Raw genomic sequence first — 17,028 nt, 5'->3', positions numbered from 1 at the left:
CAAACAGCAACAGAACAATCGTTGGAGCCGCCACGTCAGGCAGATATGTCAGACTATAACAAACCTACTGGCTCACACCTATTATAAAGTATCCCCGCGCTAGTTTTCATCCTCATGATGATGCAAGATAGGAGGGGCGTTAAACTCGCTATATTTGACGGCCGCATTGGATGCTCCGTTACGTAACAAAATGGCCAGCGCAACATCCTGATCAAAATCAGCTTTAACGGTGACAATAGTGCCGCCGTTTTCCAGCGCACGCTGATAGAATCTGGCATCTTCCTGTGAAAAACCTATGCTGCTCAGAATACCGATAGCGCTGCCCGCTGTGGCACCCAACGCTACACCACCCAGTGTTGCCGCCAGCACACCGCCAGCAATAGCTGGTCCAAAACCCGGAATTAACAAAGAGGCCACAGCACCAAGCAAACCACCCAGAACACCGCCACCCAAAGCTCCGGTCGCCGCCGGCTTACCTACATCCTCAATACTCACCTGAACATCGGTATCGACACGCACTAAAAACCCGAGGCGCTCATCACTATAACCCGCACCCTTTAGCTCATCAATAGCATTCCGGGCCTGATCCTGATTGGCGAATACTCCCACGACAATGGAGTCTTGTGCCATCGCCATCATAACACCTCTCTTTCAACGAAAATGATATATACCAAACGTTTTTCTTTGTAAATCGGGCAACTACTTCACTCTTACAACACGGCTATGCTGATCCTTTTGAGACAGCCTGCTGCTGATGTAATAGGATGACACTTTCTATCTGGTTCAATCGTGCTATTCAAATGAAGGAGAGATAAAAATACACTTTTCATAGACTTCCTGTTGCTATACACCCCTACAGTCAATGCTGACATTTATGAGTTTCAAGATGCTACAATAATAAATACGATCCATCTCCGCGCGAGTTTGATTGAGTATACTAATACAAAACGGTAGGATATAAATGTTCAACAAAGATATACAGAAATGGGCCCGACAACTTGCTGCGCAAATTATCCGCCCATTAGCCAATCTAGGCATCACTCCTAATACTTTTACGCTCATTGGCCTGTTCTTTAGCGTGGTCACAGCGGTTGTTATCAGTCAGGGCCTCTTTGTAATAGGTGGCCTGCTGGTGCTGTTTACCGGGATCTTTGATCTATTTGATGGTGCCACCGCGCGCCTGCGCAATATCGAGACCACATTTGGCGCCTTTCTTGACTCCACGCTGGATCGCTATTCGGAGGCGATCATCCTTGGGGGCTACTGTTCTATGCACTTCTTCATCCAACGATGCAGGACAACCTGTGGTTTACGGGATCGGTGCAATTGTGGATGATTATCCTCATTTATATCTCGATCGTGGGTTCCTTGATGGTAAGCTATACGAAAGCACGCGCCGAAGGGCTGAATATCGAATGCAAGACAGGCTTGCTGGCGCGTCCCGAACGTGTAGTCATTCTGGCCGTCGGCTTGCTATTTGGTCTGACCATGTGGGCCTTAGTGGTCCTGGCCGTTTTCTCCAATGTCACCGCGGTCGAGCGCATGTTCGCGGTTTATCGCGCCACCCAGCAAGCAGATAAAAAACATGTCGAAACCCCCAATCTCAGCCGGCAATCACCAATCTCAATCGACCACACCCAGTCATCAACTCCAGAGGAGTCCCTCTAGTATCCTTTTTATGGCTGCAAACAATTATATATGCCACTAATCGGTCCTGGACAACTTTTTTGGGCGAGCAATCGTGCTATCTATAGATGCTTGATAAATAGAGGTATGGCTGACATATATTTGTAGTGCCTTTTATGTATAGAAAGGATCAAGATACATAGATGGGACAACTTGACCAAAAAGTTGCGGTAATAACTGGAGCAGATAGCGGCATCGGGCGAGGGATCGCGCTCGAACTGGCCAGTGCGGGTGCCACGATTGTCATCAACTACGCGCACGCGCAGGATAAAGCTGAAGAGGTCCGGCAGCAGGAGGATCTCCCAATGCCAGAGAATGTGCCCTATTGCTGCGCCAAAGGTGGTATGCGCATGCTGATGCGCACCATTTGCCTGGAACTGGCTCCATACAATATCACCGTCAATAACATCGGCCCAGGTGCTATCGATACTCCGATTGATGCCGATGTGAAGGCGGACCCCAAGAAATATAAAGCATTGCTGGACGAGATCCCACTGCACCGCATGGGTCAGCCAGAAGAAATTGGCAAGCTAGCGCTCTATCTTGCCTCCGACGCCGCCGCGTATGTGACTGGTTCGACTTTCTTTATCGACGGTGGCTTAATGCGCAATACGGGCGGCCTCTAAGCCACAAGGGCCGCCCCTCTCGTAGATTGGCCGAATCTACGGTTTTTTTGAAAATGCGGCGCTATTGCTCTCAATTTGGCGCACATGAGTAAGATCGTGCTCAACCCAATAGCCCACCCATTTCTCGGCGGTGAAATAATCATATTCGGGATGGTACGCGGTACGTTCCCACTCTTCCGCACGGAAAAGCCTGAGGATACCCAGGCTGGCGGCACGCTGAACAGCAAAGTCGCTCAAGAGTTCATCAACTGTATCCCGCGCCGTATTGCGCTGTCGATACCACTTTTTCTCGTCGTGCGAAGCTAGAACGGGACGCTCCTCTTTGACCATACGCTCCAGGCGCGTCCGCATCACAAACATCTCATCATCCACCAGATGGGCCAATATCTCACGCGTACTCCAGGCTTCGGACTCCGGCCGAAAATCCAGTTCAGCATCTGAAAGGTGTGAAGTCAAACGAACCAGCGTCGGATGGGTCTGTTCCAGCGTGCTCATCAACTGTGTACGGGTAGCAACCATCGTCTCTCTCCATTCATTGTGCACTCAACTCAATCGCCTGCCGTCAGTCGCAACGGGACAACACAAACCATCCCGTTGCTCCTTTAACTGCAGACGCTACGGACAAGAGCATTCCTCACGCATATGATATGCAAAGAATGCTGTATGCCTTCACTCTACCAGAAATGGAATCAGAGGTGGTAGCTATAGTTTTCGATAGCAGCAATCGAAATTATTGAACAGCCAGCGCTGCTACGCCAATTACAGAGCTGGAGATCAGGCGCTGGTGTGAAACGGCACGTTGCTGTGGAAAGATCCCTCGTGCAGTCCTGGTGGCCAGAGAACATGGTCAATCACATGCGCGATCCCATTGTCGGCAATCAGCTCAACGGCCAGCACGCTGGCATCCTCAACCATCAAACTCTCGGACTGCGTAACATGCAATGGATAGCCGGAAATGGTTTCCAGTTCCAGCGTGGGGGTAGTGGCGGGCTGCGCCTGCTGCAACAGAGAATGCAGATTCGCTTGCGTCAGCCGTAGCGGCACCATATGGAAAGATAACAACCGCCGTAGATTCTGAATGTCTTTCATCAAATCAAAAGGAGTCTTCTCTTTCAGGCGCTCAAGCGCCTCATCAGGTGGTGCGAACAAAGTGATGTTCCCCGCATAGCTCTGCAGATCCACATCCAAACCAGAGGCGCACAACAATGTGTGCAAAGCATTAAACGTGAACGACGTTGTGCGCGAAAGCAGCAGATCATCAATATCTTTCATAGCTCACCTGCAGGCAGAGACTTACCGGTCTCCTGATCATATTCTATCTCAACCATCTGTTCGCTGCGCCAGCGATTAACTGGACGCTCATTCGCTGCAGGCAAGACCCGCAGAGGACCCGGCACCGACGACGGCCAGGACGGATAAGCCACAATCGGTGCAGCAACGGATCTATTATCAACTTGCCCTACAGCTACAGAATTGCCTGTCACCTGGGAATTATTCATAGCATTTACCCTCTCTTCCAGCCAGACCAATCAAACATACACATCAATAACCGACACGCTTCCACCTCTAGCACGTCTATATATCCCTAAGAAGTAACATGGCACCGCCCCATTCATGCAAAAATAGGTTCGGATGATCATGCCGGGGGCATGATCATCCGAACCTATTTTTTTTATATGATGGCCCGGCCGTATTTAGGGGAGAAATTGGTTGGTGTAGAGCGCGTTCAGGTTGAGGCTGGTCACATCTTTACCATTAGCATCCTTGACGCCACCGGCCTTGAGGATAAATTGAGGATAGCCATGCCAGGCGGCGGCATCCTGCAATCCCCAGCGGCGTCCGTTATCGGCGTAGTGCTCACTCAAGAACTGCTGGCTGTCCTGCACATAAGATAGATCGGGAAAAGTTCCCTTCGGAGTTTCCTGCATCATAATCTGGGCGGCCTCGCTGGCATGCGTGCGCGCATATTCGTAGCCCTGGGCGGTCGCCTTCATAAACCTGTGTAGCAGGTCTGGCTTCACTTTAATCTCGTTCGGGCTGGCGATAAAGGTGGGCGTGTAGTAATCAGCGATCCCATAATTGATAATGGGGAACGTATTCAGTGGCATGCCCTGGTGTTTGGCCTGGATGCCCTCCGCGCCCTCAAAGATCCAGACGAAGTCTACGTGATGGCTCTGCAGCGCCTGCAGAGGATCAATGTCCAGGGTGATGCTCTTGATATTGCCTTTGCCGCCATCGTGCTTGATGATCTGGCTAATCACAGCCGCCTCATAGGGAGCGCCAAAAGCCCCATAGGTCTTGCCATCCAGGTCGCGAGGACGTTTGATGCCCGAGCTTGACAGCGCAGCCAGAGCCGAGGTGTTGTGCTGCACAATCGCCGCAATCGAGACGGTTGGCTGACCCACCGCCGCATCAGAAACCACCGATTCAGTCGAGCTTACTCCCACGTCTGCTTTGCCATTGCTCACGAGTACATCAGGAGTAACATTCGAAGAATAGGGAACAATCTGCAGGTTAATGCCCTGCTCTTGATACCACTTCTTGCTCATAGCAACATAGACGCCTGTGTGATTGGTATTCGGTGTCCAATCAAGGGCCAGTTTCATCGTGGTCAATGGCTGCTTCGTCGTGGGCTGGGCAGGAACGTTACTCCGTTGCTGCTGCGCCAGATACAGACCTACCACAACCAATAGCACCAGCAATGGAATGCCGATGCTTAGCAATAAACGAGTGCGAGCGTTCATATAAATATAAGGACCTTTCTATTGAATGAAAGTTTTTTGTTAGCGTTTGTGTCCCAGGCGCTGATGCCAGGGCAGAGCAATACGCTCGATCAAAGAGACCAGGCCAAAGAGCAATAAACTTAACAGGGCAGTAATCACGATGGCGGCAAATACCAGCACAATCGCGTTTGAACTGGCGGCAGTCTTCATGTAAAGACCCAGCCCCTGCTGGGCTGCGACATACTCACCCACAATAGCGCCGGTCACACTATAAGTAGCCGCGATACGCAGACCTGAGAAGAACGAGGGCATCGCCCCGGGCAAACGCACCAGCCACAGCGTCTGCCAGCGCGAGGCCTTCATACTATGCAGCAGCTTCATCAATTCCGGATCGGTACTCAGTAGACCGTCCAGGCACGCCACCACTATAGGAAAGAAACAGTAGAGGGTAACTACAATGATCTTTGGTGTCAGCTCAAAGCCAAACCAGATCACCAGCAAAGGAGCCAGCGCAACCATAGGAATAGTCTGCGAGGTAATCAAGAGTGGATAGACGGCCCGCTTGAGCCCTGACGAGAGGTCCAATAGTATGGCCAGCACCAGTCCTAATAGGGTGGCTATTATCAGACCGATAACGGTTTCCAGGCTGGTCTGCACCGTGTGGACAGAGATGACGTCCCAGTTATCGATCAGCGCTCGGACAATCGAGACCGGCGTGGGCAGTAAATTTCGGGCGATCAGGCCCGCCCGTACAACGAGTTCCCAGAGCAGAAAAAGGCTGACGGCCAGCACAAAGGCGGGTCCATAACCCGCCAGGCGTTTAAGGGTCATAACGGCTGCTCCTTTACCAGCAAGGAAAGGAGCTCGCGCTCCAGTTGGATGGATGTGGCCTCGGACAGCATCTCTTGCCGCCGTGGTCGTGGCAAATCTATGTTGACGACACGCAGAATCGATGCCGGGCGCGCGCTCAAGACATAGATACGATCGGACAACAAAATAGCCTCTCGTACGTCGTGGGTGATGAATAAGACGCTGGAGTGATACGTTTGCAGTAGATCCAGCAGCCACATCTGTAGCGTGATCCGCGTCAGGGCATCGAGCGCACCAAAGGGTTCGTCCAGCAGAAGAAATGATGAGTTAAATAAAACGGTGCGCAGCAAAGCGATGCGCTGGCGCATGCCGCCTGAAAGGGACGCCGGATAGCTGTCGGCAAACTCCTGCAGGCCAAAGCGCTTTAAGACATCGTGTGCCTGCTGTTGTGCTTCCCGGCGTGGCAGGCGGCGCACATCCAGCCCAAGCAATACATTCTCCTCTACCGTACGCCAGGGCAATAACAATGGCTGCTGAGGCATATAGCCAGCCTGGCCAGCACGCTCCCCGTGCCAATCGCCATCGATCGCCAATGTACCGCTTGTTGGCTCATCCACACCTGCGACAATATTGAAAAGCGTACTTTTCCCACAGCCGCTGGGGCCAATCAGCGAGACAAACTCGCCCTGAGCGACCGTCAAATCAAGCGGTGCCAGCGCCTCTAATTGCCGCTTCCCCTCCCGATACGTCCTGGTTACGCCTTTCACGATTAACTTCGGCGTATCCTCGTGTGTGTTATGCATCCGTACACCTCGAAAGCTAGTCAGATCACCTCTTCTACATATCGGCTCAGGGCATACAAAAACCGCTACCCCCAACACAGGGTAGCGGCGATCATCTATCTACAGCTGGCACGGACAGCCCAAAAACGCTTGTGCATGAACGCCAGCTGGCAATTAGATCTGCCACTTCCCTACGCTGGTATGATCCAGATCAGGTTCAAGGGTCAGAGACGCATAAATGCATGCGCCTGCTTCTCAGTCCGTGGACTCCCCTAGCAGCAAAATGGTTTTATTCTATTGAGCAAACGATGTGCATGAAATAGTGTTTATGTATAGGTGTATATAGAACTTTGTCTATTGAGTATACCTCATGAACACCCATTTGTGAAGGTGCATCAACAATATGGGTGTCATTCATAATTAATTTTGTAACGGCCCCTCATAGGTTCGGAGCTTGCCTCCGATTGGAGCCGTCAGGCGACCCGGTGTCCGGCCGGTTCGGCGCCATCACCGCCATCCCCTCGACCAGAGAGGGTACCCGCGAAACGGTGTGCACGATAGCCAGCGATGTCGCGGGGATGCCGGGGTCGCCTGACGGCTCCAATCGGAGGCAAGCTCCGAACCTATGTGGGCGTTTTCGTGGGGAGGAGCGATGAACACTAAAAACGGACGAGATCGTTTGTATGATCTCGTCCGTTTCAGGGGAATATCCGATGTTATGCCGCTCTCTTTTCGGTCACCTGTACGGCTATCTTGCCGTCTTCCAAGGCCAGCAGGGCCTGTTGGCCACTGGTGATGGTGCCATCCAGGATGGCGTCGGCCAGTGCGTCATCCACGTAGCTCTGGATCGCCCGGCGCAGCGGACGCGCACCATACTCTTCGTCAAAGCCGACGTCCAGCAGGAAGTCACGCACCTCGTCGCTCACGCTCAGCTCGATCTGCTGCTCCTGCAAGCGGCCTCGCACCTGGTTCAACAGCAGGTCCACAATCTGGTACAGCTCTTCGCGGCCCAGCGTGTGGAAGACCACGATCTGGTCGATGCGGTTGATGAACTCTGGCCGGAACGCGCGCTTCAAGCCCTCCATGGCCTTCGAACGCATCACCTCGTGCTGCGCACTCTTCGCTTCCTCCCCCTTGCGGGTATTGAAGCCCATGTTCACCGCACGCTTGAGGTCCGCACTGCCCGCGTTACTGGTCATGATCACCACCGTGTTCTTGAAGTCCACGGTGCGTCCCTGTCCATCGGTCAGCCGCCCATCGTCCAGGATCTGCAACAGCGAATTGAAGACCTCGGGATGTGCCTTCTCGACCTCGTCGAGCAGGATCACGCTGTAGGGACGACGACGAACCTGCTCGGTCAACTGGCCACCATCGTCATGACCCACGTAGCCCGGAGGGCTCCCGAACAGTCGCGAAACAGTATGGGGCTCCATGTACTCCGACATATCCAGCCGGATCATGTGGTCCTCACCACCAAACAGTTCGGCTGACAGGGCTTTGGCCAGCTCCGTTTTCCCGACACCGGTGGGTCCCAGGAACAGGAACGAGCCGATCGGGCGTTTGGGATCTTTCAGCCCCGCGCGCGAGCGACGGATGGACCGAGCCACCGCGCTGATCGCTTCATCCTGCCCCACCACGCGCTGGCGCAGATCCCCTTCCAGGGTCAGCAGGTTCTTGCGCTCACTCTCCAGCATCTGCGTCACCGGCACCCCGGTCCACAGCTCAACCACCTGCGCGATCTGCTCCGGCGTCACCAGTAAGGACATGGTCGCCTCCGACTCCGAGCGCGCTTTCTCCAACTTCTGTTGCATCACCAGCTCTTGCTGGCGCAGTTGAGCGGCCTTCTCATAATCTTCGGCCTCGGCAGCCGCCTCTTTCTGCTTCTGCAGCTCAGCCAGTTCTTTCTCCAGCACCGAGGGACTGACCAGCCCCTTTTCATTGGCCTCCAGCACCAGTGCCGATCCTGCCTCATCCATCACGTCGATGGCTTTGTCCGGCAGGAAGCGATCGTTGATGTAGCGATCGGACAGCTTGACAGCCGCCTCGATAGCCTCATCGGTGATGCTGACGCTGTGGTGAGCCTCATAGTTGGGGCGCAGCAGCTGCAGCATCTGGATGGCTTCCTCCACCGAGGGCTCATCCACCTTCACCGGCTGGAAACGGCGCTCCAGAGCCGCATCCTTCTCGATATGCTTGCGGTACTCATCCAGCGTCGTCGCCCCGATACAGCGCAGCTCGCCACGGGCCAGCGCCGGCTTGATCATATCAGCAGCCCCCACCGAGCCTTCGGCCGCGCCGGCTCCAACCACCGTATGCAGCTCGTCAATGAAGACGATGATCTCTGGCGCATTACGCAGCTCTTCCAGAATGGATTTGACGCGCTGCTCAAACTGGCCGCGGAAGGCGGCACCGGCAATCATGCCACCAATGTTCAACGAGACCACGCGTTTATCGCGCAGGTTGGCGGGCACATCGCCGCTGACAATCTTGCGGGCCAGCCCCTCAACGATCGCCGTTTTACCCACGCCCGGCTCACCAATCAGGACCGGGTTGTTCTTCTGCCGGCGTCCCAGGATGGTGATCATGCGGCGCAGCTCGCGCTCACGACCGGCGGCGGGATCGAGTTTCCCCTCGGCCGCCTCACCTGTCAGGTCGCGACCATATTGATCAAGAGTCGGTGTCTTACTCTGTTTAGCAGACTTCTCGGCAGTCGCAGTATTCACACCGTTGCCACGAGAGGCAGAATTAAAGAAATTTGTATTGTTTGCGGCAAAACCAAAGGGAGCACCGGCGTATTCAGAATCATCACCGAGTCCGCCCATCTGATTCAACGAGTCCATAAGCTCTTCTACACAGGTCTGGCAGAGGAAGTGGGCTTCACGTTTACCGTTGACCATCGCTTCAACGCGGACCTGGGCAGGATTCTTCTGACAGCGTTCACACTTCATTATTAAGTATGCTCCTCACTATATATAGTTTCGATGGAGCTCTGCGCTTCTCGACCAGCAATACATCAGCTGGAATGAAACGCGATCTCCACGGAATCTTCAATGTTATAATGAATGTCTGGCGAGACCAACGAATACCACCAGGACATCCATTTCTAGCACCCGCACTTTATATTTATTCATTCATATATGATAACGGTATAGCGGGCCTGCTTATTCCCGCTTTTAGCAGTCTCTTTTTTAGATTGCCAATCATTGATGATAACAGGAGGATCGAATCACTTATTCCCTTCTTCTATACTTTAAGAGGGCCACTTTTTATGTTGTACGTGCCTGCCATCGATTTGGATGTATTAATCGGTCGGAAACCCTAAAATAGCGAAAGACGAACGAGATCAAGCAAATGATCTCGCCCGTCTGAAGCTCAGGGGAATGTACAGCTTTATGCCGCTCTCTTTTCGGCCACCTGTACGGCTATCTTGCCGTCTTCCAAGGCCAGCAGGGCCTGTTGGCCACTGGCGATGGTGCCATCCAGGATGGCGTCAGCCAGCGCGTCATCCACGTAGCTCTGGATCGCCCGGCGCAGCGGACGCGCACCATACTCTTCGTCAAAGCCGACGTCCAGCAGGAAGTCACGCACCTCGTCGCTCACGCTCAGCTCGATCTGCTGCTCCTGCAAGCGGCCTCGCACCTGGTTCAACAGCAGGTCCACAATCTGGTACAGCTCTTCGCGGCCCAGCGTGTGGAAGACCACGATCTGGTCGATGCGGTTGATGAACTCTGGCCGGAACGCGCGCTTCAAGCCCTCCATGGCCTTCGAACGCATCACCTCGTGCTGCGCACTCTTCGCTTCCTCCCCCTTGCGGGTATTGAAGCCCATGTTCACCGCACGCTTGAGGTCCGCACTGCCCGCGTTACTGGTCATGATCACCACCGTGTTCTTGAAGTCCACGGTGCGTCCCTGTCCATCGGTCAGCCGCCCATCGTCCAGGATCTGCAACAGCGAATTGAAGACCTCGGGATGTGCCTTCTCGACCTCGTCGAGCAGGATCACGCTATAGGGACGACGACGAACCTGCTCGGTCAACTGGCCACCATCGTCATGACCCACGTAGCCCGGAGGGCTCCCGAACAGTCGCGAAACAGTATGGGGCTCCATGTACTCCGACATATCCAGCCGGATCATGTGGTCCTCACCACCAAACAGTTCGGCTGACAGGGCTTTGGCCAGCTCCGTTTTCCCGACACCGGTGGGTCCCAGGAACAGGAACGAGCCGATCGGGCGTTTGGGATCTTTCAGCCCCGCGCGCGAGCGACGGATGGACCGAGCCACCGCGCTGATCGCTTCATCCTGCCCCACCACGCGCTGGCGCAGATCCCCTTCCAGGGTCAGCAGGTTCTTGCGCTCACTCTCCAGCATCTGCGTCACCGGCACCCCGGTCCACAGCTCAACCACCTGCGCGATCTGCTCCGGCGTCACCAGTAAGGACATGGTCGCCTCCGACTCCGAGCGCGCTTTCTCCAACTTCTGCAGGGTTAATAATTCCTGCTGACGTAGATGAGCGGCCTTCTCATAATCTTCGGCCTCGGCAGCCGCCTCTTTCTGCTTCTGCAGCTCAGCCAGTTCTTTCTCCAGCACCGAGGGACTGACCAGCCCCTTTTCATTGGCCTCCAGCACCAGTGCCGATCCTGCCTCATCCATCACGTCGATGGCTTTGTCCGGCAGGAAGCGATCGTTGATGTAGCGATCGGACAGCTTGACAGCCGCCTCGATAGCCTCATCGGTGATGCTGACGCTGTGGTGAGCCTCATAGTTGGGGCGCAGCAGCTGCAGCATCTGGATGGCTTCCTCCACCGAGGGCTCATCCACCTTCACCGGCTGGAAACGGCGCTCCAGAGCCGCATCCTTCTCGATATGCTTGCGGTACTCATCCAGCGTCGTCGCCCCGATACAGCGCAGCTCGCCACGGGCCAGCGCCGGCTTGATCATATCAGCAGCCCCCACCGAGCCTTCGGCCGCGCCGGCTCCAACCACCGTATGCAGCTCGTCAATGAAGACGATGATCTCTGGCGCATTACGCAGCTCTTCCAGAATGGATTTGATGCGCTGCTCAAACTGGCCGCGGAACGAGGCTCCAGCAACCATGCCGCCGATATTTAATGAGACCACGCGTTTATCGCGCAGGTTGGCGGGCACATCGCCGCTGACAATCTTGCGGGCCAGCCCCTCAACGATCGCCGTTTTACCCACGCCCGGCTCACCAATCAGGACCGGGTTGTTCTTCTGCCGGCGTCCCAGGACGGTGATCATGCGGCGCAGCTCGCGCTCACGACCGGCGGCGGGATCGAGTTTCCCCTCGGCCGCCTCACCTGTCAGGTCGCGACCATACTTATCTAAAGTAGGGGTTTTGCTCTGGGTCCCCTGGCGCTCGGCAGTAGCGGTATTGGTGCGGGCAGCAGACGCAGAGGAATTTGCATTATTGTTAGCAGTAAAGCCAAAGGGAGCACCAGAGGTTTCGGGGCCATCAAAACCCGAAGCCTGCCCCATCACACTCATCAGCTCATCAACGCAGGACTGACAAAGGAAATGAGACTCACGGCGCCCATCCACCATCTGATCAACACGGACCTGAGCGGGGTTTTTCTGGCAGCGTTCACATTTCATTATAAATATGCTCCTACTCTATCATTTATTTTTAGCAGGGAATCTACCTCTTGCAGACTCCCTTTCAGGAAGTTTTTTTTCTTTTTCTTAGCCGAGTGGGAGAGTTGTTAGCACTCTCAAACCATCACTGCTAATCACTTATATAAACGATTGGCCGGGTTCTTTTATTCCCGTATTTAGCACTCTTTTAGCAAGATTGCCAGTTGTCTATGAAAACGCGCTCGAGAATCGGTTTATTCCCATATTTAGCAGTTCCAATTATCGAGTGCTAATGTGGTAATTATAAACGGACTTTTTTTCAAATTTCAAATCAATGGGCTTAATGGTAAGTTAAGTTAGCTATTCATACCATTTCGTTCTTAGTGTCTGCACACAGGATGGTAAGCATATCATCGGGGGCTACGATCTTACTATAGCTATCGTACGGGCTGACCAGGCGCTGGCTGGTATGTTCATCCAGCTGGAGCGCTCGATACGTATGGTTGCCCTTGCAGATATACCCCTCGCGCGCAAAGAGATGGTGGGCACGCTCATTATTATGGTGTATCCAGGCCACGATACGCATAGGCTCACCATATGCATGTTGCTGCGTCCACCACTGAGCAAAATGGAGCAGCCAGGTACCGATTCCCCGGCCCGTATAATCAGGATGCACCCCGGACACATGACGAATCCTTACGCACCGGCTTGTATGCTCAGCATCCGCAAAAATTTTCCCCACATCGATGTAGCCGACGATACTATTATCTGGGGCAACCACAACCTGGGTATCATGGGCCAGATCCAGGGTACGCCAAAATGCCAACGTGGCCGCCACGGTCCGTTCGGAGCTACCCTCAGGCATAGAGAGACGTGCAGCCTGCTCGGGCTCTTCAGCATACGCGATCGCGGTCAACAAGTTAACCACAGATTCAGCATCATCCAGAAAAGCCGGGCGCACAATAAAATCACGGAGTAGCGCAATATTCATCTGCATCCTTACATCCTTTCGTTTATTACTTATATAATTGTAAAGACGTCAGTTAAACCGAAGCGGATGCACGCTGTTAGTAAAGAACGGATAATTTCTATGACAGAAACATCAAACAACCACAATTTTTCGACTAAAAGGATTCCAGAAGTCCTCTATACACGTGCGGAAGGCATACCCCTGTATCTAAATATCATTCAACCTGATCCATTACCAGCGGAGCCAATGCCAGTGGTTATTTACATCCATGGTGGTGGCTGGGAAGCGGGAGACCACACTGGCGCAGAAAATGCATTGCTGGCCGAGCAAGGTTTCTTTACTGTCAATGTGCAGTATCGTTTGAGCGGACAGGCAATTTTCCCGGCCCAATTGCAGGACGTAAAGGCAGCCATTCGCTGGCTGCGTGCCAACGTAGCCCAATATCATATCGATCCTGAACATATTGGCGTCTGGGGACACTCGGCCGGTGGCCACCTGGCTGCCATGGTAGGAACAACAACTGCAGCGCCCGAGCTCGAGGGGAGCGGCGCGGAATCCACCTATCCCAGCACCGTACAGGCGGTAGTAGACCTGAGCGGACCGAGTGACTTACTGACCATGGGTGGAACACACAATGATCCAGACTCTCCCGAAGCGCGCCTGATTGGCGCACCACTACAAGAGAACAAAGAACTGACTCGGCGTGCCAATCCAATTACGTATATCCAGTCTGGCAAGCTGCCTCCCTTCCTTATTATACATGGCACCAACGATAATGTTGTCCCTTTTAATCAGGCTGAAGCACTCTATGCCGCCCTCACGCAGGCACAGGCAGATGCCACACTGCATCCGATTGAAGGAGAAGACCATGTATTCTCCAGGCAGCCGTACAGCTGGCCAGATATCTATCGGCTAACGCTCAACTTCTTCAACAAGCACTTGAGGGCTGAACGTAGCCAGTAGTTGAATCACCGTTTCGCGAGCCAGATCACTGTTACAGAGCAGGAGGCCGAAAGTGTAAAGTGGCACCTCAGCCTCCCGCATCGGCGCCACGGCATAACTGAAGCTACCTGAATAAGCTGTAGCTAACGAAAACACATATACGTGTATAAGGAAACATGGTATATAGTAATGATAGGGCGGTCTTCCTGCTAGCGCTGCGTTTATAGGGTTGGGACTGGCCGCGAAGATACCTTTTAAATTGTCTTTCATCATAATCTTTATTTACTTGATAGAAAGGAACCCATAGTGAGCACACGCGATTTAGGCAAGCACGTGGTGGAATTGCATGAAGAGGGAATGCTCGCCATTACTGGTGAAGGGGCCCGTTTGACGCTCTCTCCGCACGAAGCCGTTGATTTTCTCAACTGGCTAAATCAGCATCGAAAAACGCTCGAGACAGCTGCCAGAGCGCATGCAACCGAAGAGGTGCCTGAGATATTACAGGAAGAAACCGCTGAACCAATTACAGATCCCGACGATCGAGAATATCCGGTAGACGAGCCCTGATGTAACCTTCTGCTCCTGCGAAAAATATTCAAATAGGCTACAATGGTACAGAGAACATTGTCGAGGAAAGTTCATGATCTCTCCTGAACGCAATACACTATCTCTGAGGGAAAGGAACTTTTCTCCCTAGTCTATGCATCAAAGGAGCTTCGGCATGATGCCTACCAACAAATCAACCAGTCCTCTTCGTCTTTCAGTCTCTACCTGGAGCTTGCATCGCACATTAGGGGACTATTCCGTTTATGGTCCCGACGCTGAAAAACCTCTGACGGCAACTACAGATAAACGCGGAGAAATCTCACTGCTAGAACTACCGGCGCGGCTGGCGACATTTGGTATTTCAACCCTGGAAATCTGTCATTTTCACCTGCCCAGCCAGGATACCGGTTATCTCAAAGAACTACGTGCCACACTGGAACATGAAAATATTGAGCTTTTCTCGCTGCTGATAGATGAGGGCGACATTACGCATCCTCAGCATGCTGCACGAGACCTGGCCTGGATTCGTTCATGGATCGATGTGGCTGGACAGTTGGGAGCTAAGAGATCGCGTGTGATTGCGGGTAAATCATCACCCACGGCGGAAAATTTGCAGACCAGCGTTCAAGGACTACACCAGCTGGCAGACGCAGCAGAAAACCAGGGCGTACGCCTGATGACTGAAAACTGGTTTGGCCTGCTCTCTCAGCCAGTCGCTGTGCATACAGTATTCGAGCAGATGGATGGACGGATTGGACTCTGCTTTGACTTCGGCAACTGGTCCGGTCCCACCAAATATGAAGCATTAACCGCCATTGCTCCCTACGCAGAATCCTGCCACACAAAAGCCCACTTCTCAGATAAGGATGAACTAGATGGCGACGACTACGTGCGCTGCCTGGACATCACCCGTGAGGCCGGCTTCTCAGGTCCCTACACACTTATCTATGATGGCCCCAACCCCGATGAATGGCATGGCCTGACCCGCGAACGGCAGGTCGTAGTGCCATACATCCACTCGTAAAATACACATTAAGCTCGGCCAACAGGTGATTCCGTTGGATTTTTTGTAATAAAGTTCCATTAACACGAAACGTAACCCTGTAGGCGGCATAGGCTTGCGGCCTTTTCAACACGCTTCCCGCACGAAAAAGCAGCAAGCCGGCCTCGTGCATGCCGCCCAGTTGGCGTACGTAACGTTCCTAAGAAGCGTTCATGATGTCCATGTTGAAAACGCCATAACCAGCATTTCGTGCGTGAACAGAGCGGCATGCACAAGGCCGTCCGGCTGCTTATTTTTTCCCGTTTGGAAATCAAAAGCTCGCCGGACTATGCCGCCTACGGGGTTTTCGTTTCGTGTTTGAGGAAGGTTCGTTTATGAATGGAAACGTATTCGCGTTCAGGCAAGCTATTTATTCATGCCCCGGATGGTAGAAGGCCAGGGCGTTTTCGGAAAAGACGCGCCTGGCCAGCGAATCTCCCAGGGCTTCTATGACGAGGTCAACGTCACTATCCAAAAAGGGACGCGGAGCACGAGGACAGGGCAGGTCGGTGGCAAATAATAGGGCGGCAGGATTAACGGCGGCGATTGCCTGTAAGGCCTGGGGGACGGCAAAGTCGACGCGCCCAAAGCCGGTAGCTTTAACATAGATGCCCTGCTCTACTAGGCGCAACAAGACATCAAAGCCTGCCTGTGAGAGTCCTAGATGATCGATACAGACTCGTGGCAAGGATGCTAGCAAGGGAGCCAGTTCAGCCAGGTCCCGCGAGTCGATGTAGAGTTCTGCATGCCAGCCAGCCAGATCATAGACGCGGCGGGCCAGGGTCTCCAGCTTTTTTAACACTTCAACGCCACCGCGCCTGACATTAAAACGTACGGCCCTTACGCCAGCGGCATTCAATTGTTGAATTTCCTGATCGGAAACAGTAGCCGACAACTGGGTCACGCCAACAAAACCAGGGCCTAAGCGCTGGAGCGCATCAAGCAAATAGGTCTGATCCTCCGCCTGGAAGGAGCCCGAGACTATCGCGCCCCCGATGATCTGGAATTGCGCGGTCCGGGCACGGTAATCATCGACAGTAAAGGTATCTGGTAGATAACCTTGATTGGCGACCAGCGGAAAACGTGGATCGACGATATGCAAATGGCTATCAAAGATCGGAAAATGCACGCGTTGATTATTGTTCAATTCTTCCATAATTTTTTTTCTCTGTTAGAGGGTGTCAGACTCCCGTAGCATCCGCATGCACGGTGCATGGGTTTGCGCACCTCTCGTGCTCAGGATGTCCTTTCATGGCTGGTGCAGCAGGTGCGCTAATGCGCACCTGCTGCACCAGCCATGAAAAAGAGA

Annotated in this window: 18 protein-coding genes and 1 riboswitch; of the genes, 6 read left to right on the top strand and 12 right to left on the bottom strand. The window is 53.5% G+C overall.

Annotation, left to right across the window (positions count from 1 at the left end; all coding sequences use genetic code 11):
- Positions 1-99: 99 nt before the first annotated feature.
- Complete coding sequence (locus tag JMI88_RS09085) at positions 100-639, bottom strand: hypothetical protein (protein ID WP_201361489.1); 540 nt, start codon at positions 637-639, stop codon at positions 100-102.
- A 322-nt stretch (positions 640-961) separates the two neighbouring features.
- On the opposite strand from JMI88_RS09085, the gene JMI88_RS09080 reads away from it, so the two are divergent.
- The 3 genes from JMI88_RS09080 to JMI88_RS09070 all read left to right on the top strand — a co-directional run bounded on the left by JMI88_RS09080 (position 962) and on the right by JMI88_RS09070 (position 2,312).
- Positions 962-1,336 carry a CDP-alcohol phosphatidyltransferase family protein gene (locus JMI88_RS09080; protein ID WP_201361488.1) on the top strand — a complete coding sequence of 125 codons (375 nt, stop codon included), beginning with the start codon at positions 962-964 and terminating at the stop codon, positions 1,334-1,336.
- Complete coding sequence (locus JMI88_RS09075; protein WP_201361487.1) at positions 1,333-1,668, top strand: hypothetical protein; 336 nt, start codon at positions 1,333-1,335, stop codon at positions 1,666-1,668. The genes JMI88_RS09080 and JMI88_RS09075 overlap by 4 nt, the downstream gene beginning before the upstream one ends.
- 161 nt (positions 1,669-1,829) lie before the next feature.
- Complete coding sequence (locus JMI88_RS09070) at positions 1,830-2,312, top strand: SDR family oxidoreductase (protein WP_201361486.1); 483 nt, start codon at positions 1,830-1,832, stop codon at positions 2,310-2,312.
- A gap of 36 nt (positions 2,313-2,348) precedes the next feature.
- Here the strand turns inward: JMI88_RS09070 and JMI88_RS09065 are convergent, their stop codons facing one another.
- The 10 genes from JMI88_RS09065 to JMI88_RS09020 form a co-directional block, all read right to left on the bottom strand.
- Positions 2,349-2,831 (bottom strand): DinB family protein, encoded by a 483-nt coding sequence (locus tag JMI88_RS09065; protein WP_201361485.1) that lies wholly within the window; start codon positions 2,829-2,831, stop codon positions 2,349-2,351.
- Between the two features lie 255 nt (positions 2,832-3,086).
- Positions 3,087-3,584, bottom strand: coding sequence for a fasciclin domain-containing protein (locus JMI88_RS09060; RefSeq protein WP_201361484.1), 498 nt, complete (start codon positions 3,582-3,584; stop codon positions 3,087-3,089).
- Positions 3,581-3,811, bottom strand: coding sequence for a hypothetical protein (locus tag JMI88_RS09055; protein WP_201361483.1), 231 nt, complete (start codon positions 3,809-3,811; stop codon positions 3,581-3,583). The genes JMI88_RS09060 and JMI88_RS09055 overlap by 4 nt, the downstream gene beginning before the upstream one ends.
- Positions 3,812-4,006: 195 nt before the next feature.
- Entirely contained in the window at positions 4,007-5,056 is a 1,050-nt protein-coding gene (locus tag JMI88_RS09050) for an ABC transporter substrate-binding protein (protein WP_201361482.1), read from the bottom strand.
- Positions 5,057-5,095: 39 nt separating this feature from the next.
- A complete protein-coding gene (locus JMI88_RS09045; RefSeq protein WP_201361481.1) occupies positions 5,096-5,866 on the bottom strand; it encodes an ABC transporter permease in 771 nt (256 codons plus the stop codon).
- Complete coding sequence (locus JMI88_RS09040) at positions 5,863-6,648, bottom strand: ABC transporter ATP-binding protein (protein WP_201361480.1); 786 nt, start codon at positions 6,646-6,648, stop codon at positions 5,863-5,865. The genes JMI88_RS09045 and JMI88_RS09040 overlap by 4 nt, the downstream gene beginning before the upstream one ends.
- A 150-nt stretch (positions 6,649-6,798) precedes the next feature.
- A riboswitch (TPP riboswitch) is annotated at positions 6,799-6,911 on the bottom strand.
- Positions 6,912-7,100: 189 nt separating this feature from the next.
- The gene (locus tag JMI88_RS09035; protein WP_201361479.1) at positions 7,101-7,241 is read right to left on the bottom strand and encodes a hypothetical protein; all 141 of its coding nucleotides are present in this window, start codon (positions 7,239-7,241) and stop codon (positions 7,101-7,103) included.
- Positions 7,242-7,343: 102 nt separating this feature from the next.
- Positions 7,344-9,575, bottom strand: coding sequence for an ATP-dependent Clp protease ATP-binding subunit (locus tag JMI88_RS09030; RefSeq protein WP_201361478.1), 2,232 nt, complete (start codon positions 9,573-9,575; stop codon positions 7,344-7,346).
- Between the two features lie 442 nt (positions 9,576-10,017).
- Entirely contained in the window at positions 10,018-12,240 is a 2,223-nt protein-coding gene (locus JMI88_RS09025; protein ID WP_201361477.1) for an ATP-dependent Clp protease ATP-binding subunit, read from the bottom strand.
- A gap of 343 nt (positions 12,241-12,583) precedes the next feature.
- Positions 12,584-13,216, bottom strand: a complete 633-nt coding sequence (locus tag JMI88_RS09020; protein WP_201361476.1) for a GNAT family N-acetyltransferase — start codon at positions 13,214-13,216, stop codon at positions 12,584-12,586.
- 93 nt (positions 13,217-13,309) lie between these two features.
- Here JMI88_RS09020 and JMI88_RS09015 point away from each other — a divergent pair, with 93 nt between their 5' ends.
- From JMI88_RS09015 to JMI88_RS09005, 3 genes are all read left to right on the top strand, one after another.
- A complete protein-coding gene (locus JMI88_RS09015) occupies positions 13,310-14,152 on the top strand; it encodes an alpha/beta hydrolase (RefSeq protein WP_201361475.1) in 843 nt (280 codons plus the stop codon).
- Positions 14,153-14,437: 285 nt separating this feature from the next.
- Complete coding sequence (locus JMI88_RS09010; protein WP_201361474.1) at positions 14,438-14,698, top strand: hypothetical protein; 261 nt, start codon at positions 14,438-14,440, stop codon at positions 14,696-14,698.
- 154 nt (positions 14,699-14,852) lie between these two features.
- Positions 14,853-15,701 (top strand): sugar phosphate isomerase/epimerase family protein, encoded by an 849-nt coding sequence (locus JMI88_RS09005; protein WP_236022873.1) that lies wholly within the window; start codon positions 14,853-14,855, stop codon positions 15,699-15,701.
- A gap of 388 nt (positions 15,702-16,089) precedes the next feature.
- On the opposite strand, the gene JMI88_RS09000 is transcribed toward JMI88_RS09005, so the two are convergent.
- Positions 16,090-16,875, bottom strand: coding sequence for an amidohydrolase family protein (locus tag JMI88_RS09000; RefSeq protein ID WP_201361473.1), 786 nt, complete (start codon positions 16,873-16,875; stop codon positions 16,090-16,092).
- Positions 16,876-17,028: the final 153 nt, after the last annotated feature.

It is taken from the genome of Dictyobacter formicarum (assembly GCF_016587435.1).
Note: the sequence above shows the minus strand (reverse complement) of the source record. Positions and strands in the feature narration are given on the sequence as shown.